Genomic DNA, 25,722 nt, shown 5'->3' with positions numbered 1-25,722 from the left:
TCTTTTGGTAAGTCATAAAGTTATACTAAACTTACAGAACTTTGCCTCAGACTTGTCGAAAGCGGGGCAGCGATGCAAAAAGTCGATCGCGCCTGGTGCAGAAGTGCGATCGACTGCCGCATTTATGACATTCTGTGCTAGAAAGTTGTCGGGTGCTCAACACAAACCGTCAAGCAATCGTCGCATTGCTGGCAGCCAAACCCCAAAGCTGATGAATCGGGTGCATTGTCAACAGACAATATCAGCTTTGGGCGAATCACAGGCAAAACACATCAGACAGAAAATTCTGTCTGTAACATTCTATGCGGCAATAATTCGCTGCCGGAATAAATATTTAATTTTTTGCCTGCTGGAGACTTTTACGAGTCGAAAAAGTAATTTGGCAACAGCCATCAACAGCCTAATTATCTATTAGACATCAACCGAATTTAAGTTTCTCCTCAGACTCGATCGGAGTTTCAGATACTTTTTCGCAGATGTCTACTGGAAAACAAACAAGCTTTTCCGTTTGGAGAACTTAAGAGCGTGGTAGATTTCAACAGAATACAGCGGTTGCATATGTCAAAAATTAACTTGTTCAAAAAAACAGGGAACGCAGCAAGTTTATCGGTTGCCGTTTGGGAAGGTAAGAATGAGTTAAATCCAGAGTTAGAACAATTTAACCAGCATAAAAAACCTGTGGTAACGCCAGAGGTTAACCCAAAACAAAGCAATGTAGGTAAACTGATGAGGCTCTTTGTGTCAGAACAAATTTCTTCTGTAGAAACCGCACATCCCAAAGTATCCATCCATGATTTTGTGGAAAGAGCCTCCTTGAAACTCAGCAAAATTTTGCCATCTAACATTGCAGGTTGGCGCATCCATCAAAAAATTGGCGGTGGGTATTTTCTAGCAATAGGAATCGGCTTTATTGGCTCCATGAGCGGACTGGTGATTGCCGACTACCACCAAGGAGAAGGATTAAAACAACTCAATGATGCTCACGCACAAGCGCAATTGCTCGGCAACTTTAAAGATGCAGCGCTGGCTGCACAATTGCAGGGAGCACAGCTAGATTCTTTTGTAGATAATGCTGCCAAGCTGCGACTGCAAGAAAAACAGTTTTCCCAGAGTATTCTCAAGGCAAAAAACTTGCGGTTTCGCATCGAAAAGTTTGCTGATAGCCAACCCGCTTGGCTGGTCGCAAAGCCGGAAGTTCTCAAAAGTTTACTGCAAGATTGCACGGAAGATTTAGAATCCTACGCCGATAATCTCAAATCAACTTTGCAGAAAATCCAGCAATCGCAACTGTCGCCTCGGGAGATAGAGTCGGCCCGAAAAATGTTGGCTACAGAAAGCGGAGAAGGTGCAAAAGTGCTCGACAGCCACCTTGAGGAATTGAGCAAAGTCCTCGATATTGCCCAGCAGCAAGAGCGGCAAGGCGGTGTAGTGATGGAGAATGCCCAAGGAATCGAAAAGGGCATCATCATGATTAGTATGCTGCTTTCGGTAGCGATCGCCGGAATTGTGGCTTACCGTACCAGTCGGGCGATCGCCAAACCAGTCATCAGCGTCACCCAGGTAGCCGAACAAGTAGCCTCCGAGTCGAATTTTGATTTGCGAGCACCCGTCACCGGACAAGATGAAATAGGCTCATTAGCTGTGTCTCTCAATCACTTGATCCAGCGAGTTTCAGAACATACAAAAGAATTGGAACAAGCTAAGGAAGAAGCCTTAGCGGCTAGCACTGCTAAAAGCCAGTTTGTCGCCAATATGAGCCACGAGTTGCGGACGCCTTTAAACGCGATTATCGGCTACAGTCAACTACTGTTAGAAGACGCTAGGGATTTCGGATACAAAGATTTTGTTGATGACTTAGATAAGATTGAAAATGCTGGTACGCACTTACTATCTTTGGTTAACGATATCCTCGATTTGTCTAAAATTCAAGCTGGGGGGATGAAACTCAACATCGGAGAATTTGACATCACATCCCTGGTAGAGAATGTGGCGATTGCGATGAAATTGTCGGTAGAAAAGAATGGCAACGTTTTAGAAATAGAGTGCGATCATCAAACTGTCCGCACAATGCACGCAGATTTGGCAAAAGTGCAGAAAGTGCTGCAACATCTGCTGAACAATGCTGCTAAGTTTACCAAAAACGGCAGGATAAAAATCAGCGTCAGCCGCATTGAGGGCATTGGAGAATCGAATGCAGCTAAGCTGTCGGATGTTGACAATTCAATGGCTGCGGGCTGCACGAAATCGAGTTCGATTGCTTGTCCAGTTGCTCATGTCGAAGCATCTGATTGGATTTGCTTTCGAGTTAAAGATACCGGGATTGGGATGTCTGAGGAACAGCAGCACCAATTGTTTGAAGCCTTCGCGCAAGCTGATTGTTCGGCGACGCGCCAGTACGGCGGCACTGGATTGGGGCTGACAATTAGCCGCCACTACTGTCAGATGATGGGCGGGGAAATTTTGGTGGAAAGTGAGGAGGGAAAAGGGTCTGTTTTCACTGTCCGCATACCCGCCGGAAATAGTTAATCTCAAATGCCGCGATGTTGGTTTACTCATTCCCGGGCTTTTCCTGGGAATGGGTTTGGGCGCGATCGGGCTAACTCAAACTCAGATTAATTTTCGATTATTTAGGAGGCTCGGCGCGCGCGGTTTTTGATATAGTATGGAACGAAACCCAACGCCTTTGATTTTACAAAATAACATAAAACAGCTTTTGAGATCTATGAATTTTATCACGTTGAAATTGATCTGATTTAAACCGCCATGTCTCTTGATACAAATCTTCCGATGATAATTGTATGTCTTCTGTATGGTATCCATTTTGATTCCAAAACTTAAAAAACTGTTGAATTCTATTTTTTAAATCCGTAGGACTAACACAAAGAAAATAATTAATTCCTGACTGACTTTTCTTAATAGTATTAGCTAAGTTATTGATTTCAAATCCTGTAACATCTAATATATTTGAAAATATATGTAATTTAATAGTTGTGTTTGATGTTGACAAATCATCTATATTTAAATATTGAAGCTGTTTATCGATCGATCTAATCTCTAGATTATCAGAATCTAAACGCAAATGATTAATATGTAGAATGCCACGACTTAAAGCTATTTTGGAAGGTTCAATTAATGTGATCTGATCTATTTTTATACCAGATAAATTCTTCTTTCTTAGATAATCAAGCAAGCAAGTTGTTCCTAATGCTTGTCCACATCCATAATCAATTATCTCTATATTTAGATATGTTTGGGATTGAGTTAAATCACTAAATAATTTGTCTAATAAATACAATAGTTTATAGTAATGAGAACCACCATAAAAAGCAAAGTAAGCCAAAAGAGTATTTTCTTCAGCTAAAATGTTGAAGCCATGTGCTAGTTTAGCCCAATAATCTCCCCAATTGTTGCGCGGTATTTGAGAGCGAAAAGTCTCGATATTATACTCATATATTGACCAAATATCTTTTGAGATGAACAATAAATTTTGTGCATATAAAGTATTTATTTCTTGAAGATTTCTACTCTTCTTGATAATTTTATATTTGGGTTCCTTGATTTTTCCTAAAACAGGAATACTTTCTTTTTCTATCGTTATTCCTGACTGGTTTTGATCGTTAAGTAATTGTAAAATTTGTCTTTCTTGACTTTTGAGATCGACAATTACAGTTTCCAGATTGTCTCGCTGTGTATTTAGAGAGTTAATCTCTTCTTTAAGCTGCTCAATTTTTAGAAGGATTGAGTTGTATTCTGCTTCAATCGTTATTTTTAATTTAGTTTTGCTATCAATTACTCGTACAAGTTTTTGGTTTTGATTTTTCCGATCTAAAATCTGATTTTCAATGCTTTTTAAGTTTTCGGTATGGCTGCGGAGCTGTTTAAGTTCTAGTTCAGTTTTTTTGCTTAAAACCAACGCACTACCCAGCGTGCTAATTGTCGCTATACCACCGATGACAGCACTTTTCGTAACATTTTTATCTACTACTATACCTAAACTAAAAGCAATACTAAAACTTAATGTACCTAATAAAAATAAATTTTTCATAACTCCATCACCTATGATTTAATAATTTAAAGGATATTCATGATATTTTGTTTGAGTTGATCAAACTGGTTTGATAACTCTAAAAGTTAAATTGATTCTGCGATCGAGCAATTTATAATTTTTGGGTATCTGATGTTGCCAGTAGTGCTGGGTTTCACCTTTCATCAACAGCAAACTACCGTTGGGTAAATCAATATCAACTTTATCTTTTTTTGATATTTTATGCTTTAAGGAAAATCGGCGAGTCGCCCCAAAGCTAACTGAAGCTATAATAGGATTTTTTCCTAATTCTGGCTCGTCATCACTATGCCAGGAGACGCTATCTTTCCCATCACGATATAGATTGATCAGAACGCTATTAAAAGTAACTTCTGATATCTCTTCAACCTTTGATTTTATTGATTTTAGTGTGGAATTCCAAGGTTCTGGATGCTGTTCTATACCGGAATAGGTATAGGATTTACCTTCATCTCCATACCAAGCTGTTAGTCTGGGTAAGGGCATTGTTTTTCCAAATAAATGAATGATATCTTGTTTCCATTTAACACTATCATTTAAATCTAAAAACAATTGGTCGCTTTCTGTGCTGCTAAATAAAAATGGATAGAGTATAACTTCTCCATCATTTTTAATCAAGACTTCTTTTTGCATACTTTTTTATAAAAATAGATTACTGCTATCTAGCCGATCGTCCCAAAGTCTAAGCTGATGATACATAATTTCATGAACTCGCATTAAGGAGTGTGCAATAGTGATTTTACATAATTTTTATGAGTATAGCATAGACCGACCTCAAAATCTAGTGGCAACTCCTAGACTGGGACAAACACCCTATGCTCATTTTCTACGAATACCTCACCTTCGCCGCTACCCAAGGTTTGAGCTAAACTTTTCAAGAGTGCGCCCGCTGAGTGAATCGCTGAAAATAATAAATTTCAACCCTTTTAGTCTGCTCACCCTACGACTATTCACCGTAATGATACTTACAACTGGCGATCGCAATTTCGACCTCCGTCACTCGGTAAACTAAACGATGTTCATTATCGATGCGCCCTTACCTAGACACTTAACTCGTATTTCAGAGGTTCAGGTTTACCCAATCCTTCAAAGGGCGATCTATATCTTTAATCAGTTCAACAATTTTACGATAAATCTTTTTGTCCAATTTCGCCCATTCGTTAAAATCTGCAAAAGCCGAGGATTCAAAAACAATTCTTCTGCTCATTCCAAATCCTGTAAGTTAACTTCAACTAAATTTTGACCATTTTTAACATTTTCAACTGCTCTAAAAAGTCGATTCTTGTTGATGCCTGAATTTAAAAAATATTCGGTTTCATCAAATTCAGTAACAATAATTTCAATCTCTTTATATCCAAAAATCTCTTTGATTTTTTCTAAGAAATTGCGATCGAGTTCGCTAGCTTTTAAACGATAAACTGTTGACATCATTTTTACCTATTTTTGATTCTGATAATTATATAGTAGCGCCTAAGCTGTTAAGCACTTTTCCGTAGCGCCTCGGAACAAAAATCGCCTCATAGGATGGGTTAAGGGAACGAAACCTAATACCCGCCGATTCTTTAAATAATTATGGCACAATCTGCCTTATTGCCGAATCACCCCATCCGATCATTCTCACCTTCTCCCCCCAAAACCCGCACCTGAGCCAAAATATGATTATTTGGCTGCAACATACTATCTTAGAGACTTGAAGCCATACTCAACCCAAAAAAATGAGGTAAAATATACAAAAACCCTAAGCGTAACGAAAAATGACTCCAGCTAACTATCAACTTTACCTCAACTTTGAGCAAATTTTAGCCTTGGTCAAACAACTGCCATATCCCGAAAAATTGCAATTAAGTCAAGAGCTTGAAAAAGAAACATTAAACAATAAATTAACAGCACTTTTAGAGTCATTCAAAACCGATGAACTCTCCTTAGAAACTATTGAGCAAGAAGTAGAAGCAGTTAGAAGCAAAATTCATGCCAGAAACACAACCAATTAAAGTAATTATCGACACTAATCTTTGGATTAGCTTTCTGATTGGCAAACAATTAGTCAATCTCAAAGAATTAATGGTAAATCAAACCATCCAAGTTGTATTTTGCGAGCAACTTTTAGAAGAAATCAGTCTTGTTACCCAAAGACCTAAATTGCAAAAATATTTTTCCGCAACGAAAGTTCGGGAATTGATTGAATTATTGAAAATAATTGGTTTATGTATAGAAATAACCTCAGAAGTTTCTATTTGTAGAGATGCCAAAGATAATTATTTATTGGCTTTAGCTAAAGATAGTCAAGCTAATTTTTTGATTACGGGCGATGGAGATTTATTAACTTTGACGAGTTTTGAAGGTACACAAATTTTAACTTATCAAGATTTTTTAACCAAAATCTAGTAGATATTTACTCGTCACCAGTTATCATTAAAAGTTGCAGAACCCCGCGCCGGACACGGCATTGCCGTGTCGCTACGGATATCGATCGCAATTTAGCCAACAATCAAGGCAAAGCCGATCGATTTTGTGGTTCTATCTATTCATTTTCCCACAGCAGCAGGCTGCTTGCGGTTACGCACTTCCAGATAAATCAACAAAGCATTAACATCAGCCGGATTCACCCCGCCAATTCTCGCCGCTTGGCCAATAGTCAACGGCCTGATTTTAGTCAACTTCTCGCGCGACTCCTTCGAGAGAGTTGTAATTGTCATATAATCCAAATCCGCAGGCAATTGGCGGCGTTCGTGTTTGGCAATATCATCGATTTGATTTTGCTGTCTTTGCAAATAACCGGAATATTTGATGTCGATTTCTGCACCATCTTTCTCAGCTAATTTTAGGCTCGCATTGCCTAAATTGTGCCGTTCCAAATCCACATAGTGAAAACCTGGACGGCGGAGCAAATCAGCCAGAGTTATTGAACCTTTAATCGATTGTTGAGTGTCAGCAAAAATTGCTTTACCAAGCTCTTCATGTTCTTTGACGCGAGTCGAGTACAAACGGGCTTTTTCTGCCACAATATTAGCTTGTTTTCGCTCAAATAACTCCCAGCGCCGATCGCCAATCAAGCCAATTTCCCGTCCCAGCGGAGTCAAGCGTTGGTCAGCATTGTCCGATCGCAATAATAACCGGTATTCCGATCGCGAAGTCAGCATCCGGTAAGGTTCCCGCAAATCCTTCGTACACAAATCATCAATCAAAGTACCGATATAACTTTGCTCGCGGGCAAACACAATCATCTCTTGATTTTTCGCAAACCTAGCCGCATTAATCCCCGCCACAATCCCCTGTGCAGCCGCCTCCTCATATCCAGTTGTACCGTTCACCTGACCCGCGCAAAACAGCCCTTCAATCTTCTTAGTCATCAGCGTTGGATAGCACTGAGTAGCCGGCAAATAATCGTACTCCACAGCATAAGCAGGGCGCATCATCTCGCACTTTTCCAAACCCGGAAGAGTCCGCAGCATTTCCAGTTGCAAACTTTCCGGCAAACCAGTCGAAAATCCTTGAATGTAAAGTTCAGGAATATCCCTACCTTCCGGTTCAATAAAAATCTGGTGACTTTCCTTATCTGCAAACCGCACGATTTTATCTTCAATACTCGGACAATAGCGCGGCCCCTTCGCATCAACCCAGCCACCGTAAACCGGAGAAAGGTGCAAGTTGTCTCTAATTAATTGGTGAGTTGCGGGCGTGGTTCGAGTTAAATAGCAGGGCATTTGTTCCCGTTCCACCCAAACTTCTGGATCGAAACTAAACCAGCGAACATCTGCATCTCCCGGCTGCGGTTCCAGGTTGGTGTAATCGAGGGTGCGCTTGTCAACTCTTGCCGGAGTTCCTGTTTTCAATCGCCCGGTTTCAAAGCCCAAACGGTTGAGAGTTTCTGTCAAACCGACGGCGGCAAATTCTCCGGCACGTCCGGCGGGCATCGACTTGTTGCCTACCCAAATTGTGCCGCCTAAAAAAGTTCCGGTAGTCAGAATTACGGCTTTGCATTCAAAGGCTACGCCGAAGTATGTTTCAACGCCGATTACTTCTTCGTTTTTGCCCAAAACTAAGTCTGTAACCATCGCTTCGCGGATGGTCAAATTCTCTTGGTTTTCGACAATATTGTTCATGACGGCGGCGTATTCCCGCTTGTCGGTTTGTGCTCTCAGCGCCCAAACTGCGGGGCCTCGCGAAGAGTTGAGGATGCGTTTTTGTAGGTAGGTGCGATCGGCCATTTTGCCAATTTCTCCACCTAGGGCATCGACTTCGTTGGTAAGTTGAGTTTTAGCGGGGCCACCGACGGCTGGGTTGCAGGGTTGCCACGCGATTTTGTCGAGGTTGAGGGTGAGTAAAAGGGTGCGACATCCGAGGCGAGATGTGGCGAGGGCGGCTTCGCAGCCTGAGTGTCCGGCACCTACTACGATGATGTCGAAACTGTCTTGGAATTGTACTGGGGTTTGTGCGGTCATGGCTAATTTAGGGGAAGCGCAGGCGACAGACAGGATTTTCGTCTCTATCTTTAGTTTAATCTAAGTTTAAGGTTCAAAGATACTTATAATAATGTAGCATTTATATTCAAAAGGTTGCTACAAGGCGATATGACAATTCTATTTTATGTAGATGAGGGTGGCACTACCTGGAACGATAAACAGACAAATTTATTTTTTTTAGCTAGCTTTGCGATCCATGTCCAGGACTGGTCACAAATGGAGAGAGAAGTTTCAGCACTTAAAAAGGAGCTATTGAGTCGAAGGGAACCAGAAGACTGGGAACTTAAGGGGCGTGATATTTGGCAAGGGCTGGGTTCATTTAAGAATTGCAAACAGGAAATTCGCCTTGGATATTTTAAGAAAATTTCCCAAACTCTGAATCAGTTACCTTGCCATATATTTGCTGTTCAAGTGAATAAAAAAAGATTGCAGGAAACCCGGGGAGATATAAAAGATGACATTGACTTGTATCGCTTAAGTTTTAATCAACTATTAGAGCAGCTAGATGATTATTTAAAGCAATATAACGAAACTGGAATATTACTTATGGATTCGCGATCGGCTCATCATACCAGCATTCAGGATGACAGATTGATCAGAGTGTATCGAGATTGGAAGTCACAAAAAGAATCTTCTAACTTTGTGGAATTACCTTTATTTGGGGTCTCAAACTTTTACACGGGTTTACAGATAGCAGATTATGTGGTGTATTTGAACGATCGTAGTTCAAAGGAATCAGAGACAGCCCGTGGCAATGCCGAATTGGAGGAAGCATTCAATCTACTTGAGCCGAAAATGCAGTTGGTTAAAATTCCTATTCTCCAGCATAAAATCCACTTTGAAGACCGCTCAAATGAAGGGTAAGTTTAAATGCGAATCCACGACTATTATAGTCGTGGATTTCGCCCTTACTGAGTGTTCAAAAGAACAATCTACGCCTTGGCAGGGCGTTGTTTTGTCTGTTATTAAATGTTCAAGTGTTTCAGCTTGACAGGCGCACGGGATCTCAACCGTACCATAACTCCCCGTGCAGTTCGGGGCACCTTGTCTTTGATAGGCGCACGGCATTGCAACCGCGCCATACCTCCCCGTGCAGTTCGGGGCACCTATCATTTAATATCAGTATATAGTATAATAAAAGGTTTTGTCAAATATCGAACTGTCATAATTGAGGTAAACTAATCCAGATCTCAGCCATGCGATCGCCCGCAACATCCCCCCCCAAAATCCAGCACAATCGATCGCCCTCAACACAACCATCTGCGCTATAACAAAAAATAATTAACAACCGTACACAGCAAATGAAATATTTCTTCTTATCCGACGGCTGGAAAGTGGGGCGCGTCTGGGGAGTTGGCGGCGAGTGGACAGTAGCAGGCTGGAGACGCCAGCCGGACATCCAACAGCTCAACCTCTCTCTTTGCGATCGCAACGAAAAAATGTGGCTCTACCGCGTCGAAGACGCCGTACTCATGGTAGAAGTCCAACCCTCAGCCCCCCCAGATCCCGCAGATCCCGCAAAAAATATCGGTAGCGTCACGCTTACCAGACTGATCGATGCCGAGCAAGTCCTCGAACGCCTTGGGACGATCGCCACCCGCTGCGAAATCGACCACCCACAATTAATGTAAGGCCGAACATATTGCAATCGGTTCTAACACTCGATACACTTCTTTAAATAACTTTCATTTTTATACCTCCACCTGTGAAGGTAGAAAGGATTCGGCAAAAGGCAGAATTTAAAGCCCGCAGGTAACTGCACGGGATTGAGAATCTGATTTTTCCGTCAAAATAGACATCATCACTTACACCTTGGAGAACCGCAGTCAATGGGACTACCCTGGTATCGCGTACACACAGTCGTCTTAAATGACCCAGGTCGATTGATTTCTGTACATTTAATGCACACTGCCCTCGTGGCAGGTTGGGCCGGCTCAATGGCCCTTTACGAACTAGCAGTTTTCGATCCCACAGACCCAGTTCTGAACCCGATGTGGCGTCAAGGGATGTTCGTACTACCCTTCATGACCCGCTTAGGAGTTACGGGTTCTTGGGGCGGTTGGAGCATCACCGGCGAAGGTAACGTCGATCCTGGCTTCTGGTCTTTTGAAGGCGTCGCCGTCGCTCACATCATCCTCTCCGGTTTGCTGTTCTTAGCAGCAGTCTGGCACTGGGTATTCTGGGACTTAGAACTTTTCCGAGATCCTCGCACCGGCGAACCAGCCCTCGATTTGCCAAAAATGTTTGGCATTCACTTGTTTCTCTCCGGCTTGCTTTGCTTCGGCTTCGGCGCATTTCACCTTTCCGGACTTTTTGGCCCGGGAATGTGGGTTTCCGACCCCTACGGCCTGACCGGTCACGTCCAACCAGTGGCACCTTCTTGGGGCCCTGAAGGCTTCGATCCGTTCAATCCGGGTGGCATCGTGGCTCACCACATTGCAGCGGGTGTAGTCGGCGTAATTGCCGGTTTGTTCCACTTGACAGTGCGGCCGCCGGAACGTCTTTACAAAGCCCTGCGGATGGGTAACATCGAAACTGTACTTTCCAGCAGTATCGCTGCTGTGTTCTTTGCAGCTTTCGTGGTTGCGGGTACTATGTGGTACGGTTCTGCTGCTACTCCGATCGAGCTTTTCGGCCCGACTCGCTATCAGTGGGACGGCGGCTATTTCCAACAAGAAATCGATCGCAGAGCTCAAGCTAGCTTAGCCGGAGGCCAAAGCTTCCAAGAAGCTTACGAAAAAATTCCCGAAAAATTGGCTTTCTACGACTACGTAGGCAACTCACCAGCTAAAGGCGGTTTGTTCCGCGCTGGCGCCATGGTCAACGGCGACGGCATTGCTAAAACCTGGCTGGGCCATCCAGTATTTACAGACAACGATGGTCGGGTGTTGTCGGTACGCCGCCTCCCCAACTTCTTTGAAACTTTCCCAGTCATTTTGACGGACAAAGATGGAGTCGTTCGCGCTGACATCCCCTTCCGCCGCGCTGAATCAAAATACAGCTTTGAACAAAGCGGAGTTACTGTCAGCTTCTACGGTGGCGAACTTAACGGTCAAACCTTTAATAATCCTCTAGATGTTAAGAAGTTTGCTCGCGCCGCCCAAAAGGGTGAAGTATTTGAATTCGATCGCGAAACCTTGAAATCAGACGGCGTTTTCCGGACTTCAACTCGCGGTTGGTTCACTTTCGGACACGCTTGCTTTGCTTTGCTGTTCTTCTTCGGCCATATCTGGCACGGTTCTCGGACTATTTTCCGCGACGTATTTGCTGGAGTTGAGTCTGACATGGAAGAACAAGTCGAGTGGGGCTTGTTCCAAAAGCTGGGCGACGTAACTACCAGAAGAGAAGAATCTCTCTAGTTTTCGCCAGCCTCGCTGACACCGGGAAACTTCTCCGGTACACAAAAACCCGGTTTCTTGAAGAAACCGGGTTTTTTTAGTTAATAAGAAAAGCAGCAATAATTAAGATAAAATAATATAGCAAGGGAAGATAGGGAAATTTTAACATGGAAAGTGTTGCTTACATTTTGATGCTGGCTTTAGCCTTGGGCGTGATATTTTTTGCGATCGCCTTTCGCGAACCACCTCGGATTGGCAAATAATTAGCTATGCGCCTGCTGCCTTCGGTCACGCTAAAATCGTCTAAAAACCTTTGTATCTCTCGTTTATAGCTGAGGCCCGATCCCCCTCGCATCCCCCGGATAGTCGGGGGACTTTGAGAGAATACTCTGTCCCCCCTGATAGTCGGGGGACTTTGGCGCTCTTGTCCCCCCCTTCCTAAGGGGGGCTAGGGGGGAACGAGGCCTAGTAGTCAAACAGCAGTCTGGCAATACGTTTGACCTCAAGTTGACACATAAACTCACCAAAGCACAGGGGATTTAAGCCCCCACCTTTAGGTGGATTGTTTTTAGGTAGGGGCTTAAATCCCCTGCCTAAAAACTTCGCACTCAAGCAGTCAACTGTCAACTGTCAACTGTCAACTGTCAACTGTTAAGGCTGTATCCTCAGTAATTTTTCTAGTCCAGCCATTTATCTAACCGCCCGGTTAGATGAATGGCAATTTGCTGGCAACGCCTGTTAAAATCAGCAATCATGCGCTGTTCCTCCTGCCAACACACAAATAGCCGCGTTCTCGAATCGCGTTCAGCCGAATCAGGTCAAAGCATCCGTCGGCGACGCGAATGTTTGAACTGCCAGCACCGCTTCACAACTTACGAACGCATAGAATTTGTGCCGATTACGGTGATCAAGCGGGACGGCAAACGCGAATCATTCGATCGCTCAAAATTAGTTAGGGGACTGGTTCGGGCCTGCGAAAAAACAGGTTTGTCTTCCGGCCAACTAGAAAGCCTGGCCGAAGAAATCGAAGCGCAACTCCAAGGTCGATCGCTCCGAGAACTCGCCAGCTCAGAAATTGGGGAACTGGTACTGCTGCACCTGCGGCCGCTCAGCGAAGTCGCTTACGTCCGTTTTGCCTCCGTATACCGTCAATTTCGAGGCATCAGAGATTTTGTAGATACCCTAAATCACCTTCAGCATCCCCTCAACGAAGCTGAAGATCCAGAAACTCGATCGCAATTTGACCCAGATTTGCTGGATGCGGATACTGGCGATCGACAAAGCCCCGAATCCTGCGCAACTCCCAGCTCAACTCGCTTAAATTAATTTATAGAAATATTCTGGGAGATTGAAAACCGTGTCGCGAGGAAGGCCGGGAGTTCGAGCGACTGAAGGGACTCTCATTCGAGCGAGTGTTCTTTTTTCTCAGTAAGAGTGCTGGGTGTGATATGATCATCATCGGTCTAAAATTGAGTATAACTAGACAACGTAAAAACTTAACTACATTAGTTGAGTGCGTAGTCACACCGATAGGTGTTGCAGTTTAGGAAAGCTAAATTTGAACAAAACCTAACTAAAGGTCGGTGACTAATTAAATACGGTAAGGCATACCGAAATTTACGCTTCTGGAGAAACCGACCTCTACTTAGACTGGAGTAATCCTGTCGCCAGCAAGTCGGCTCGTTGAATGAAGAATCTCAGTTTATTTATACCTGAGAGTGTCAAAATAGTCTACTTGACTCTGAAATGTTAAGATTAAAAATTCTAACACAGAGTTGGGAGTAAGAGTAATGGCAAGCGCTGGCGTGCAGTTGCACCCAGCAAAAGTTAGCAAAAACTGACTTTAGTAAAAGATTTTGCAAGAAGTTAACCGCTTTTTCACCAAAATCTCTAATATCTGCCGGCACAAACGAAAAACATGAAGGAGAGAAATCCTAGGAAACTATTCGCATGGTCAATCTCAAAACCACAGTCAAAGACATCGGCTTTACTCACGAAGATTTTGCAGCCCTACTCGATAAATATGACTATCACTTTAGCCCGGGCGACGTAGTAGCCGGTACAGTTTTTAGTATAGAACCCAGGGGCGCTCTGATTGATATCGGTGCTAAAACAGCAGCGTACATTCCCATTCAGGAAATGTCGATCAATCGAGTCGAAAGCCCAGAAGAGGTATTGCAATCAAACGAAACCAGAGAATTTTTCATCCTCACCGATGAAAACGAAGACGGACAATTAACCCTGTCCATCCGGCGCATCGAGTATATGCGGGCTTGGGAAAGAGTGCGACAACTGCAAGCAGAAGATGCTACCGTGCGATCGCAAGTATTCGCCACCAACCGAGGCGGCGCACTCGTCAGAATTGAAGGCTTGCGAGGCTTTATTCCCGGTTCTCACATCAGTACCCGCAAACCGAAGGAAGAATTAGTCGCCGAAGAATTGCCATTAAAATTCTTAGAGGTAGACGAAGACCGCAACCGCCTAGTGTTGAGTCATCGTCGCGCCTTAGTCGAACGCAAGATGAACCGCCTCGAAGTCGGGGAAGTGGTCATCGGTACAGTACGCGGTATCAAGCCTTACGGTGCGTTTATCGACATCGGTGGTGTCAGCGGCTTGCTGCACATCTCAGAAATTTCGCACGACCACATCGATACGCCTCATAGCGTCTTCAATGTCAACGACGAAGTGAAAGTGATGATCATTGACTTGGATGCTGAGAGAGGCCGGATTTCTCTCTCCACCAAGCAATTGGAACCGGAACCGGGCGCGATGGTCAAAAATCGCGAATTGGTTTATGAAAAAGCTGAAGAAATGGCAGCTAAGTTCCGGGAGAAAATGCTCGCTCAAAAGCAAGCTAAAGCAGGCATAGATGTTCCTGTAGACTCAACTGATGCTGATGATGATATCTCCGACGAAATACTCGAAGATGTGCCCTCAGCAATGGAAGAGGATGAGCCGGAAGTAGCAGCCGAAGCCGCACCAGAGGTAGCAGCGGGAGCCGCACCAGAGGTAGCAGCCGAAGCCGCACCGGAAGTCGCAGCCGAAGCCGCACCGGAAGTAGCAGCCGAAGCAGCGCCCGAAGTCGCAGCCGAAGCCGCACCAGAGGTAGCAGCCGAAGTAGCACCCGAAGTCGCAGCCGAAGCCGCACCCGAAGTCGCAGCAGAAGCCGCACCGGAAGTAGTAGAGGAAGAAGTTCCTTCTACGACGGTCGAATAACATCACAGTTAGTGTGATTAAAAGAGGGGAAATCCCCTCTTTTTTTGTCTTTAATGTGTCAATTATTAATAATTAGTTATACTCCAATATGGTTCAGTTAACACTATTTATGCCCCGGAGATCCCCCTCGCATCCCCCGAAAGCAAGGGGGACTTTGAGAATACTATTGTCCCCCCCTTTAACTGGTTCCCAGGCAGAGCCTGGGAACCGATGTCACTCTTGCTCTGCCTGGTAACGAGTATAATGCCTGGTAATGAGTATAATCATTTAGGATTGCTATATAATAAAGGCAGCCTAATTAGCGTTGCCAGATTTTCATGCAGTTTGAGTGGAATGAAGCGAAGAATCTAGACAATATTCGCAAACATGACATTGATTTCGTAGATGTCCCTGAGATGTTTGATAAGCTGTTCTGCATTTAAACGGTGTGTCAAAAATTAATCAAATTCTTGTGGGACGTTGCTCTGAGCATCGTCCCGAATATCCAATTTAAATGCGTAACAGCTTAGTCCAATGCTAATTGAGCTAGACAACCGTTTTGATTATGGCGAAGACCGTTGGTTCGGTATCGGTTTCCTCGGTAACGGCATCGCGGTTGTTGTTTGGACAGAACGGCAGAATGACGTGATTCGGATAATTTCAGCACGAAGGGCAAATCGATATGAGCGCCAAAAACTTGAGCAATACCTCTCGTACTAATTGGGAAGCATTGGAGGAGATGGAAGATGAAGGGATTGATTACTCTGACATTCCACCGTTGACGGCAGAGTTTTTTGATCGCGCTACCTTAAGAATTCCTGCGCCTCAAGCACAGCGATTAGTTCAAATTGATCCAGATGTTTTGAAGTGGTTCCAAGATCAAACCGGAGAACATAGAGCTTTAATCAACTCGGTTTTGCGTCGCTACATAGAAGGCGGTGGTGAGCATTCATCAGTTTGACACAATATGCTTGGGTTAACAAGGTAATTGCGATCGCGCGCACCTCACAAAGATTGAGAATTAACCTAGTCTCGGCGATTGCTCTCCCGTAGCGCAATGACAAATAGCGTTAACAATCGCGTATTGGTCTATGACTACGTTTGACGTTAAATTAACACTATTTATGCCCCGGAGACCCCCCTAAATCCCCCTTAAAAAGGGGGACTTTGAGCAACAATATTAGTAGGGTGCGTCGCTGTTAAATTGTTGATAGGTACGATCGGGATTGTTCGTGGCGACACACCCTACGATCACTGTTGCATTAATTTTCAAAATTGGTATTACAGATTGTATCTGTAAAGGGGAGACAAGACGCGCAAGTCGCTTTTACTGTTATAATTAACACGGAATCTGTCATAGCGCTGTATACCGATCGCGCCACTGAAAAAAAAGCTCATTAAACTAAGCACAGATACCTTGTCAAAGCTAGCCTCTCGTAATCTCCGCAACAGCAGATACAGTTAGGAGATCGCGCTCATCTAATCGCTCCAACAGTGTACCTCATCCTTAAGCTAGTTGCATAATGTCGGCAACTTAATCTCTAATAAACATAGTCCGAATTACTCAGCCGCGCGCTCAACAGATATATTTGCTGCTAAATAACTGAAGTCCAGGACTTCACATTATGACTTCTAATCAATCCTTTCCAGAAATTACAGCCGAATCGATCGCGCCAGCCATCCTCGACAGCGCACAATTAGCCACAACCGAGGCCCCCTTTCCCATTGTGGGGATTGCCGCCTCAGCAGGAGGGCTGGAAGCATTTACGGGGTTGCTCAGCCATTTGCCAGTAGATACGGGTATGGCGTTTGTGCTGATTCAGCATTTAGCCCCCGATCACAAGAGTTTGCTCAGCGAGATTCTCGCCAGAACGACGCAAATGCCTGTTACTCAGGTAACAGACGGCATGGCTGTAGAGCCGAATCAAGTCTACGTCATTCCGCCCAACACCAAAATGGTGGTATCTCAAGGCGTGCTGCAACTATCTCCCCGCGAGAAGATTTATGGCAAATATATGCCGGGAGATGCGTTTTTTACCTCATTGGCAGTCGATCGCGGACACAAAGCCATCGCCGTAGTATTATCCGGGGGAGACGGCGACGGTTCACTGGGACTCAAGGCAATCAAAGCAGCCGGAGGCATGAGTTTTGCTCAATGTGAAGCCACGGCAAAAGTCGATAGTATGCCGAATACCGCTATTGCTACAGGAAATGTCGATTTTGTTCTGCCACCGGAAAAAATTGCCGAGGAACTGGGAAACTACAGTCGCAGTTCCTTTCTGACTCGGCCGCTTCCCCTGACAAAAGTTGAGGAATTGCCCGAACAGGGAGATGCCCTGGCCACTATTTTTGCGCTGCTGAAATCGACCGCAGGCGTTGATTTTACCCACTACAAACCCACCACGATCGCTCGACGCATCCAGCGGCGGATGGTGTTGTACAAGCTGGAAACCTTGGATGATTATGCCGAACACCTGCGACAGAATTCGGCTGAAGTCAAAGCTTTGTATGAAGAAATTCTGATCCACGTTACCGGTTTCTTCCGCGATGCCGAAGTATTTGACAAGTTGAAAGAGCTGGTTTTCCCCACGATTACCAAAAATAAATCGGCAAATGATCCGATTCGGATTTGGGTGGCGGGATGTTCCACAGGTGAAGAAGTTTATTCGATCGCCATTTGCTTGTTAGAGTTTTTGGGCGATCGAGTTATTCCGCCGCCGATCCAGATTTTTGCCACAGATATCAGCGAAGGGGCGATCGGCAAAGCGAGGTCTGGCTCCTACTTAGAAAACCAGATGGTAGATGTTTCACCAGAGCGCCGTCAACGCTTCTTTATTCGCACCGAAGAAGAAGGTAGTTATAGAATCTGCAAATCAATCCGCGAAATGTGTGTATTTGCCCGACAAGACTTAGGTAGCGACCCGCCTTTTTCCAATCTCGATTTAGTTAGCTGTCGCAATGTGCTGATCTACTTGGGAGAATCATTGCAAAAAAAAGTGATGCCGATTTTTAATTACAGTCTTAACCCAACAGGCTTTCTCCTGTTAGGCAGTTCTGAGAGTACCGGAAAATTTTCAGACTTGTTTAATTCAGTGGATAAAAAGTCTAAAATTTATGCCAAAAAGTTGACTGCAACACGTCCAAGTTTTGCGTTTACGCCGAGTTCCTATCCCGTCGCTAAAGTAGCTGAACAGCAGGGAAGAAATGAAAATTTGATGAAGGGCTTTGACTTACAGCGAGAAACTGAACAACTGATTTTGAATCGCTATGCCCCAGCCAGTGTGGTTGTCAACGAGCAGATGAAAATCCTGCAAGTGCGGGGAGACATCGATCCTTACTTTAAAGTGGCAGCCGGAACGCCGGACTTAAACTTGCTGACAATGGCAAGGCAAGGATTGCTTGTCGATCTTCGCACCGCGATTTATCAGGCACAAACGCAGAACGCGACTGTTAGGAAAGCAGGGGTATCGGTTGAATGGGGCGGGCGATCGACTCTCGTCAATCTTGAGGTGATGCCGTTCCAGCCACAGGCTGTCGAAACACGCTTTTTATTGGTGTTATTTGAAGAAGCTGCACCCACAGCGCTCAACTTCAGCACCCTCACTTCCCAAAGCGGCGAGCAAGGTGATTTAGATCGTGAAAATGAGCGGCTGAGGCAGGCAATTGTCACGGCTAATCAAGAAAAAAATCTGGCTCAAGCGCACCTGCAATCGCTGATCCTGGAGCAGGAAAGTCTCAACCAAGACCTCAAAATTGCCAACGAAGAAATCCTATCGAGCAACGAGGAGTTGCAAAGCACCAACGAGGAGCTAGAAACTGCCAAAGAAGAGATTCAAGCTACTAACGAGGAACTCACCACCACTAACGAGGAACTTCGCAGCCGATATCTTGAACAAAACCTGGTAAATAATGACCTGACAAATTTGCTGGCTAGTATCAAGATCCCAGTCTTAATGCTGGCAAACGATTTACAGATTCGACGCTTTACGCCAACGGCGCAGCAACTTTTTAATCTGATTCCCACAGATATTGGACGACCTTTTAGCGATATCCGATCGACTCTTGAGGTTCCTGACTTGGAACAGATGATTTTGCAGGTGATTGATACTCTCCACACGAAAGAACAAGAAGTTCAAACTCAAGCGGGATATTGGTACAACCTCCGCATTCGTCCTTACCGCACCACGGAAAACATGATTGACGGTGTGGTAATGGTTTTGATTGATATTGATGCTCTTAAACGCAGTGTCAGAACCTTGGAAGAGGCCCGCAACTACGCTGAAACTATCGTGGAAACTGTGCAAACGCCTTTAGTCGCGCTAGATGCTGATTTCCGAGTGAATAAAGCCAATCGATCGTTCTATGAAACGTTTGAGGTTTCATTCTCAGATACATCAAAATCTTCGCTGTTTGAGCTAGGAAACGGGCAGTGGAATATCCCCCAATTGCGATCGATCTTGGAAGATATTCTGGTTAATGATGTTGAGCTACTAAACTTTGAGTTGGAGCACCTGTTTGAGCAGATTGGGCAGAAAATTATGCTGCTGAATGCTTGTAAACTTGAACGAGAAGACCAAGCTTTAATGATTCTGTTGTCGATCGAGGATATCACCGATCGCAAGCAGTTTGAAATACAGCGATCGCAGTTATTGGAGCACGAACAGTTGGCCCGCCAACAGGCAGAAAGGGCCAACCGTACTAAGGATGAATTTCTGGCGAATCTCTCCCACGAGCTCCGCAATCCCCTGACTCCGATCCTGGGATGGGCACAAATGCTGCGCTCTGGCCAGCTTAAGGGAGCAGCCGTTACTACCGCCCTAGAGGTGATCGAGCGGAGTGCGAGGGCGCAATCTCAGTTAATCGAAGATATGCTGGATATTGCCCGAATTACGAGCGGCAAGCTGGCTCTCGATAGCAGTCCGATCGATCTGCGGTTAGTGGTGCAAGGTGCGATCGACGGGGTGCAATTATCAGCGGATGCCAAAAACATTGAAATTGTTTCGGAGTTGACTTCTGCGACTGTTTTAGGCGATGCTGCTCGCTTGCAGCAAGTGGTGTGGAATCTGCTATCGAATGCGATTAAGTTTACTCCAGCCGGGGGACGGGTGGAAATTGCCTTGGAGTCGATCGAGCATCACGCTAAACTTCGAGTCAAGGACACCGGAAAAGGCATTCGGGCCGAATTTTTGCCGTATATTTTCGATCGTTTCCATCAAGGCGATGCCAGTAGCACTAAGGCTAGTCAAGGGCTGGGATTGGGTTTGTCGATCGTGCGCCATCTGGTAGAATTGCACGGGGGAACGGTGCAAGCAGAGAGTCCGGGTGAGGGACAAGGAACTACAATCACGATGAGATTGCCGTTGCGAGATTTGCCTGAAATGTTGACAGGGGCGATCGATTTAGAGCCAATTGTATTGGCTGCGCCTGTGAATGTATCGAGTGATGATGTTCCTTCTTTGGATGGTTTGCACGTTTTAGTTGTGGATGATCTAATCGATACGCGCGATCTGTTAAAATTTGTGATCGAAGGCTACGGGGCGGAGGTTTTGACAGTTGGAAATGCCCGAAGTGCGATCGTGGCTTTGACGGACAATCCCGGCAGATATGACGTGCTAATCTCGGATATCGGGATGCCGGAGGAAGATGGGTATTTCTTGATTCGAGAAGTGCGAGCCCTTGCTGCGTCAGCCGGAGGGGAAATCCCAGCCGTGGCGCTGACTGCGTATGCTAGTGACAAAGAGCGGCAAAGGGCGATAAATGCTGGTTTTCAAACACATATTGCTAAGCCTATCAAGCCTGTTCAATTAGCATTAATTGTAGCCAATTTAGCAGGGAGATTTTAAATATTTGGGAGATAAGAGTAGGCTGTTGAACTCTTGTCTCCCCCCCCGGAGATCCCCCTAAATCCCCCTTAAGAAGGGGGACTTTGAGAAGAGTCTTGTCCCCCCCTTCTTAAGGGGGGTTAGGGGGGATCTCCGGGCTGAGAGGAGAAGGATTATGACAAAATAGGTTCAGTTAACACTATTATGCCCCGGAGATCCCCCTAAATCCCCCTTAAGAAGGGGGACTTTGAGCGAGTTCTTGTCCCCCCCTTCTTAAGGGGGGTTAGGGGGGATCTCCGGATCGAGAGGAGGAGAATTATGACAAAATTAAACGACTCCAATTTCCACCTACCTTACAACCCAAAACTTATCCCAATCGCCCAGGAACTTCGGAAAAATCCAACTCCAGCGGAAAAGAAACTTTGGCAAGATTTTCTGAGAAATTTCCCTTTTCGAGTTTTGAGACAGCGGCCGATCGACAATTTTATTGTAGATTTTTATTGTGCTGCTTTAAGATTAGTAATTGAGGTTGATGGAGAGAGTCATTTTACCGAACAGGGTAAACAATATGATCTAGAAAGAACAGGAATTTTAGAGGGGTATGGGCTGAAAGTTGTCAGGTTTACGAATGTTGATGTGTTGCAGTGTTTTGAGGGAGTTTGTCAGGAGTTGTTGGCGGAGGGCGATCGTAATAGCTAGGGCTCTTCTCCCCCCTAACCCCCCTTCTTAAGGGGGGGACAAGAAGCGATCGGGCATCTCGTAATAGCCGAGGCCAGATCCCCCCTAGCCCCCCTTAAGAAGGGGGGGACAAGAGTATTGGATATCGCGCTAAAAACAATTGCCAAAAACAGCACAACATGAGACAATACAAAAAAATATAGAAATTATTGCGGAGTTATGATTCTTGGTAACTATTAAATGTCGGGGCATTACCTTCTCTAATATCCAAGCCGTAATCTTCGACAAAGACGGCACTCTAGAGGATTCTCAGGAGTTTTTGAGATTATTGGGAATTAAGCGATCGCGCCTCGCAGATGCTCAAATTCCGGGCGTTGGAGAGCCTTTACAAATGGCTTTGGGTATCAATGGCGCTAGCATCGACCCCACGGGTTTGTTAGCAGTCGGTAGTCGCAGGGAAAATGAGATTGTGGCGGCGGGATACATCGCGGAAACTGGCAGGGGATGGCTGGAATCTTTAACTATTGCGCGCCGCGCTTTTGATGAAGCTGACGAAATGTTTAAAAATAGTGCTTCTTCTCCTTTATTTGTCGGCAGTTTGGAAGTGCTAAAAAATCTTTCTGAAGCTGGTTTGAAGCTGGGAATTCTGTCGGCTGCTACGACTGCGGCAGTGCAGAAGTTTGTGAAACATCACGAATTAAGCGATTGGATTCAGTTAGAGATGGGTGTGGATTCAACGCTTCATAAACCCGATCCGAAATTGTTTTTGCAAGCTTGTGATCAACTAGGAGTAAATCCCGCAGCTACTTTGATGGTGGGAGATTCAGCGGGTGATATTCAGATGGGTAAAAATGCTGGCGCGGCTGGCTGCATCGGGATTTGTTGGGGAAATGCTGAGGTTAGTCATTTGGAAAAGGCTGATGTGGCGATCGCATCTTTGGATGAAATTACAATTTTAGCAGATTGAGTAAACATCAGATCAATTCCGGTTGCACCGGAATTGATCTGAGTTCCTACTGAGATGTTGTAGCATTGTCAATAATCCTTTTATGAACAGGCAAGATGCCTGTTCCACAAGAGATGAATTTTTTTGTGGAACAGGCATCTTGCCTGTTAAGCGAGTAGGGACACGGCAATGCCGTCTCCTCCAAATCAGGATACGGCATTGCCGTTTCCCTACAAACAACGCAAACCCAGAATGATCACATCTCTTTCAACGCCGTCAAGTTCGGCAACTTGCGGCAGATATCCCCACTGCTGAAAGCCAAATTTCTCGAACAATGTTAAACTCGGCTGATTGTGAGCAAAAATTATGCCCATGAGTGTTTTAAGCTGCAATTCTGGACTCCGCACAATTGCCGATTGCAATAATTTTTGTCCGATTCCGCAGCGTTGGCGATCGGGTGCGACGTAGATGCTAACTTCTGCTGTATGCTGATAGGCGGCGCGTCCGTAGAAAATCTGCAAACTCAGCCAGCCAACAATATTTTGTTCTGATTCCATTACCCAAATCGGCCAGGAATTGGGGGAGTGTGCTCTGTACCACGCGAGGCGGCTTTCGACGGAAACAGGTTTTAAATCTGCTGTGGCCATTCCGCCTGGTATTGCTGCGTTGTATATTTGGACAATTGCGGGTAAATCGCTTTCAACTGCGTCGCGGATTTTCATAGTTTAAGGAAGTTCGGCAACGGATTTGGTAACGGATTTAACGGATGTATTTGTAGGGTGCGCAATGCGCACCTTACAGTTATAAGTAGCGCGTCAAACGATTTTTTTTGTAATTCTGTAATTAACCGTCAACATTCAGATTGTACAGTTCCATGACATCGCTAACGGGCATCCGCGAATTTGCTCCCAAAGTCAGCGGTGATGTGTGCCCTCGCTGCAAGTGTTCTGCCGCCGCACAGCCGATCATTGCTGCGTTATCTGTACAATATTTCAATGGGGGAAACAATACTCGTAAGTTGTTTTTGACTGCGGCAGCTTGTAAATGTTTTCGGAGTCCGCTGTTGGCTGCGACTCCTCCACCGACTACTATAGTGCTAAGTCCGAAATTTAGTGCACAGTCGATCGCCCTTTTAGTTAAACCCTTGGCTACCGTTTCCTGAAAGCTAGCCGCAATATCATTAATTGTAGACGCAGCCAAGACGCCTTCGCCACCAGCATTAATATCTTGTTTTTTGAGTTTCTGCACTAATTGCAAAACTGCTGTTTTCAACCCACTAAAACTGCTGTCGTAGGGATGATAGCCACCACCGGGCAGCGAAATTCTGCCTTCTGGGAGGGGGTATGCTTGGGGATTCCCAAGGGCTGCCAATTTGTCCATCAGCGGCCCGCCGGGATATCCTAGCTGCAACAGTCTCGCGACTTTATCAAAAGCTTCGCCCGCCGCATCGTCGCGGGTTTTTCCTACTGTTTCGTAAACGCCGCAATCTTTGACATAAATTAAGCTGGTGTGTCCTCCGGAAACTAACAAACACAAAAACGGTGGCTGTAAGTCGGGTTCGATTAGGTAAGAAGCGTAGATGTGCCCTTCGAGGTGGTGGACGCCTAAAAAAGGTTTTTGGTGGACTATTGCCAAGCTTTTCGCCGCTGTCAGCCCGACTAACAATGCACCGACTAAACCGGGGGCACAAGTCGCTGCAATGCCGTCAATTTCTGACCAACTCAGGTTGGCTTCACTCAGACACTGGGCAATTACCTGATTTAGCATTTCTAGATGGCTCCGCGAAGCTACTTCCGGGACTACCCCACCGTACTGCTCGTGGATCTTAATTTGTGATGCTACAACATTGCTGCAAACTTGACGATTCTTAACAATTGCTGCTGCTGTTTCGTCACAACTTGTTTCGATCGCGAAAATGGTTGCCATTAACTGGTAATTTTATTTGATAGGTTAGCTATTGCTAGCTTAACTAATTCGGCGCAAGTCCCCCGCTATACTTGTACTCAGGTTATAGCTCGCGGGAGCATCTGCCCCCCGAAGGACATGGCTCGGCTATCATCGGATGCAAGCCAGCAATATCCTCGCGGTATTGCTAGGTCGGCACTGACCGATGAAACCCGAATCCCTCATTCTATTGGGCTTTGCCGCATCAATGATGGATACTTTACACTGTCAAGAATGCGGTAATCTGGATTCGCGATCGGCAAGTTGAAATGCTTGTAAAAAAACTTATTGTTTTGTAACAAAAGGAAACAATTTCATGCGACGATTGTTTGCTGCAATTTTAGTGGTTAGTCTGTGGATCAGTTTTGCTCCAGTTGCTTCGGCTTACAATTTGGTGCCGTGCAAGGACTCTCCCGCATTCAAGGAACTGGCTAAAAATGCGCGTTCTACCAATGGCGACCCGGCATCTGCGAAGGCAAGATTCGATCGCTATTCTCAAGCTATGTGCGGCCCGGAAGGATACCCGCACTTGATCGTAGACGGCAATTTGGCTCATGCTGGCGACTTTTTGATTCCTAGCATACTGTTCTTGTATATGGCTGGTTGGATTGGTTGGGTGGGCCGCGCTTACCTGCAAGTTACCAAAAAATCAGCAACTCCAGAGGAAAAAGAGATTATTATCGATGTTCCTTTGGCAATCAAATCTATGCTGAGCGGCGTTTTGTGGCCTCTGGCTGCTATCAAAGAACTCACCACTGGTGAACTGTTTGCCAAGGACGACGAAATTACTGTTTCCCCCCGCTAAAATTGGGAAATGGACAAGTGCTAATAGCTAGCACTTAATCAACAGTTAACTACAAGTTAGCAGTTAGTAGCAGATCGATCGGTACTTACCAACTGTCTGGAATTTTCAGGAGCAGAATTTATGCAATATTTTGTCAAGTTTCTTTCGACCGCACCAGTATTGGCTATCCTTTGGGTCACTATTCAAGGTGCGGCTTTGATTGAATTTAACCGCTTTTTCCCCGACCTGCTTTTCCATCCGATGCCTTAAGATTTGACCGAAATTAGGTCGCAAAATCTCGGGCTAAAAAGTTGAGAGTTTTGAATTTTGAGCTTTGAGTTAAAGGTTAATTGAAAGCTCAAACATCAAAACTCTCAAACTATATATAGCCTTTCTCAGTGACATGAGGTGAGCATAGGGCATAGGGCATAGGGCATAGGGCATAGGGCATAGGGCATAGGGCATAGGGCATAGGGCATAGGGCATAGG

Annotated in this window: 26 protein-coding genes; 18 read left to right on the top strand and 8 right to left on the bottom strand. The window is 45.1% G+C overall.

Going from position 1 to position 25,722, the window contains the following annotated elements; genetic code table 11:
- Positions 1-4: 4 nt before the first annotated feature.
- Together QUB68_RS03020 and QUB68_RS03015 are read left to right on the top strand one after the other, a co-directional pair.
- The gene (locus QUB68_RS03020) at positions 5-415 is read left to right on the top strand and encodes a hypothetical protein (RefSeq protein ID WP_332989279.1); all 411 of its coding nucleotides are present in this window, start codon (positions 5-7) and stop codon (positions 413-415) included.
- Between the two features lie 110 nt (positions 416-525).
- Positions 526-2,526: a sensor histidine kinase gene (locus QUB68_RS03015; RefSeq protein WP_332989278.1), complete on the top strand. Its 2,001-nt coding sequence runs from the start codon at positions 526-528 to the stop codon at positions 2,524-2,526.
- A gap of 163 nt (positions 2,527-2,689) precedes the next feature.
- Here the strand turns inward: QUB68_RS03015 and QUB68_RS03010 are convergent, their stop codons facing one another.
- The 5 genes from QUB68_RS03010 to QUB68_RS02990 all read right to left on the bottom strand — a co-directional run bounded on the left by QUB68_RS03010 (position 2,690) and on the right by QUB68_RS02990 (position 5,491).
- On the bottom strand, positions 2,690-4,045 hold the full coding sequence (locus QUB68_RS03010; RefSeq protein ID WP_332989276.1) for a hypothetical protein: 1,356 nt from the start codon (positions 4,043-4,045) through the stop codon (positions 2,690-2,692).
- Between the two features lie 60 nt (positions 4,046-4,105).
- The gene (locus tag QUB68_RS03005) at positions 4,106-4,696 is read right to left on the bottom strand and encodes an alpha-ketoglutarate-dependent dioxygenase AlkB family protein (RefSeq protein ID WP_332989274.1); all 591 of its coding nucleotides are present in this window, start codon (positions 4,694-4,696) and stop codon (positions 4,106-4,108) included.
- 313 nt (positions 4,697-5,009) lie between these two features.
- Positions 5,010-5,093 carry a type II toxin-antitoxin system YoeB family toxin gene (locus QUB68_RS03000; RefSeq protein WP_332990144.1) on the bottom strand — a complete coding sequence of 28 codons (84 nt, stop codon included), beginning with the start codon at positions 5,091-5,093 and terminating at the stop codon, positions 5,010-5,012.
- 30 nt (positions 5,094-5,123) lie between these two features.
- A complete protein-coding gene (locus tag QUB68_RS02995) occupies positions 5,124-5,270 on the bottom strand; it encodes a hypothetical protein (protein WP_332989272.1) in 147 nt (48 codons plus the stop codon).
- Positions 5,267-5,491 (bottom strand): hypothetical protein, encoded by a 225-nt coding sequence (locus QUB68_RS02990; RefSeq protein WP_332989270.1) that lies wholly within the window; start codon positions 5,489-5,491, stop codon positions 5,267-5,269. Before QUB68_RS02990 ends, QUB68_RS02995 begins: the two co-directional genes overlap by 4 nt.
- 119 nt (positions 5,492-5,610) lie before the next feature.
- Here QUB68_RS02990 and QUB68_RS29920 point away from each other — a divergent pair, with 119 nt between their 5' ends.
- Genes QUB68_RS29920 through QUB68_RS02980 form a run of 3 tightly spaced genes read left to right on the top strand, consistent with a single transcriptional unit; the run spans position 5,611 to position 6,448 of the window.
- Complete coding sequence (locus tag QUB68_RS29920; RefSeq protein ID WP_442923043.1) at positions 5,611-5,757, top strand: NACHT C-terminal alpha/beta 1 domain-containing protein; 147 nt, start codon at positions 5,611-5,613, stop codon at positions 5,755-5,757.
- 60 nt (positions 5,758-5,817) lie between these two features.
- Positions 5,818-6,054 carry a type II toxin-antitoxin system VapB15 family antitoxin gene (gene vap15, locus QUB68_RS02985; protein ID WP_332989268.1) on the top strand — a complete coding sequence of 79 codons (237 nt, stop codon included), beginning with the start codon at positions 5,818-5,820 and terminating at the stop codon, positions 6,052-6,054.
- Positions 6,032-6,448 carry a putative toxin-antitoxin system toxin component, PIN family gene (locus QUB68_RS02980; protein WP_332989267.1) on the top strand — a complete coding sequence of 139 codons (417 nt, stop codon included), beginning with the start codon at positions 6,032-6,034 and terminating at the stop codon, positions 6,446-6,448. The genes vap15 and QUB68_RS02980 overlap by 23 nt, the downstream gene beginning before the upstream one ends.
- Positions 6,449-6,588: 140 nt before the next feature.
- Here QUB68_RS02980 and mnmG read toward each other — a convergent pair whose 3' ends face one another.
- Positions 6,589-8,505: a tRNA uridine-5-carboxymethylaminomethyl(34) synthesis enzyme MnmG gene (gene mnmG, locus QUB68_RS02975; RefSeq protein ID WP_332989264.1), complete on the bottom strand. Its 1,917-nt coding sequence runs from the start codon at positions 8,503-8,505 to the stop codon at positions 6,589-6,591.
- Between the two features lie 129 nt (positions 8,506-8,634).
- On the opposite strand from mnmG, the gene QUB68_RS02970 reads away from it, so the two are divergent.
- The 11 genes from QUB68_RS02970 to QUB68_RS02920 all read left to right on the top strand — a co-directional run bounded on the left by QUB68_RS02970 (position 8,635) and on the right by QUB68_RS02920 (position 22,526).
- Positions 8,635-9,390, top strand: coding sequence for a DUF3800 domain-containing protein (locus QUB68_RS02970; protein WP_332989262.1), 756 nt, complete (start codon positions 8,635-8,637; stop codon positions 9,388-9,390).
- A gap of 437 nt (positions 9,391-9,827) precedes the next feature.
- Positions 9,828-10,157 carry a hypothetical protein gene (locus QUB68_RS02965; RefSeq protein ID WP_332989260.1) on the top strand — a complete coding sequence of 110 codons (330 nt, stop codon included), beginning with the start codon at positions 9,828-9,830 and terminating at the stop codon, positions 10,155-10,157.
- Positions 10,158-10,355: 198 nt separating this feature from the next.
- A complete protein-coding gene (gene psbB, locus QUB68_RS02960) occupies positions 10,356-11,885 on the top strand; it encodes a photosystem II chlorophyll-binding protein CP47 (RefSeq protein ID WP_332989258.1) in 1,530 nt (509 codons plus the stop codon).
- Positions 11,886-12,031: 146 nt separating this feature from the next.
- Complete coding sequence (locus QUB68_RS02955; protein ID WP_096830854.1) at positions 12,032-12,127, top strand: photosystem II reaction center protein T; 96 nt, start codon at positions 12,032-12,034, stop codon at positions 12,125-12,127.
- 490 nt (positions 12,128-12,617) lie between these two features.
- Positions 12,618-13,190, top strand: a complete 573-nt coding sequence (gene nrdR / locus QUB68_RS02950; RefSeq protein WP_332990142.1) for a transcriptional regulator NrdR — start codon at positions 12,618-12,620, stop codon at positions 13,188-13,190.
- Between the two features lie 624 nt (positions 13,191-13,814).
- Positions 13,815-15,080, top strand: coding sequence for a 30S ribosomal protein S1 (locus QUB68_RS02945; protein ID WP_332989256.1), 1,266 nt, complete (start codon positions 13,815-13,817; stop codon positions 15,078-15,080).
- 513 nt (positions 15,081-15,593) lie between these two features.
- Positions 15,594-15,779 carry a BrnT family toxin gene (locus QUB68_RS02940; RefSeq protein WP_332989254.1) on the top strand — a complete coding sequence of 62 codons (186 nt, stop codon included), beginning with the start codon at positions 15,594-15,596 and terminating at the stop codon, positions 15,777-15,779.
- Positions 15,742-16,020 (top strand): BrnA antitoxin family protein, encoded by a 279-nt coding sequence (locus QUB68_RS02935; RefSeq protein ID WP_332989252.1) that lies wholly within the window; start codon positions 15,742-15,744, stop codon positions 16,018-16,020. The genes QUB68_RS02940 and QUB68_RS02935 overlap by 38 nt, the downstream gene beginning before the upstream one ends.
- A 664-nt stretch (positions 16,021-16,684) precedes the next feature.
- On the top strand, positions 16,685-20,902 hold the full coding sequence (locus QUB68_RS02930) for a chemotaxis protein CheB (RefSeq protein WP_332989250.1): 4,218 nt from the start codon (positions 16,685-16,687) through the stop codon (positions 20,900-20,902).
- A gap of 297 nt (positions 20,903-21,199) precedes the next feature.
- Entirely contained in the window at positions 21,200-21,580 is a 381-nt protein-coding gene (locus tag QUB68_RS02925) for an endonuclease domain-containing protein (RefSeq protein ID WP_332989248.1), read from the top strand.
- A gap of 205 nt (positions 21,581-21,785) precedes the next feature.
- Positions 21,786-22,526, top strand: a complete 741-nt coding sequence (locus QUB68_RS02920; RefSeq protein ID WP_332989246.1) for an HAD family hydrolase — start codon at positions 21,786-21,788, stop codon at positions 22,524-22,526.
- A gap of 209 nt (positions 22,527-22,735) precedes the next feature.
- On the opposite strand, the gene QUB68_RS02915 is transcribed toward QUB68_RS02920, so the two are convergent.
- Positions 22,736-23,227, bottom strand: a complete 492-nt coding sequence (locus QUB68_RS02915) for a GNAT family N-acetyltransferase (protein WP_332989244.1) — start codon at positions 23,225-23,227, stop codon at positions 22,736-22,738.
- A 121-nt stretch (positions 23,228-23,348) separates the two neighbouring features.
- Positions 23,349-24,431: a tRNA (adenosine(37)-N6)-threonylcarbamoyltransferase complex transferase subunit TsaD gene (gene tsaD, locus QUB68_RS02910; protein WP_332989240.1), complete on the bottom strand. Its 1,083-nt coding sequence runs from the start codon at positions 24,429-24,431 to the stop codon at positions 23,349-23,351.
- Positions 24,432-24,765: 334 nt separating this feature from the next.
- Between tsaD and QUB68_RS02905 the strand changes: the two genes are divergently transcribed.
- Both QUB68_RS02905 and psaJ read left to right on the top strand, forming a co-directional pair.
- Positions 24,766-25,254 (top strand): Photosystem I reaction center subunit III, encoded by a 489-nt coding sequence (locus tag QUB68_RS02905; RefSeq protein WP_332989239.1) that lies wholly within the window; start codon positions 24,766-24,768, stop codon positions 25,252-25,254.
- A gap of 120 nt (positions 25,255-25,374) precedes the next feature.
- Positions 25,375-25,503, top strand: a complete 129-nt coding sequence (gene psaJ, locus QUB68_RS02900; protein ID WP_332989237.1) for a photosystem I reaction center subunit IX — start codon at positions 25,375-25,377, stop codon at positions 25,501-25,503.
- The last annotated feature ends 219 nt before the right edge of the window (positions 25,504-25,722 follow it).

This window comes from Microcoleus sp. A006_D1 (genome assembly GCF_036702805.1).
Lineage (GTDB): Bacteria > Cyanobacteriota > Cyanobacteriia > Cyanobacteriales > Microcoleaceae > Microcoleus.
This window is presented reverse-complemented; position numbering and strand designations above follow the sequence as displayed.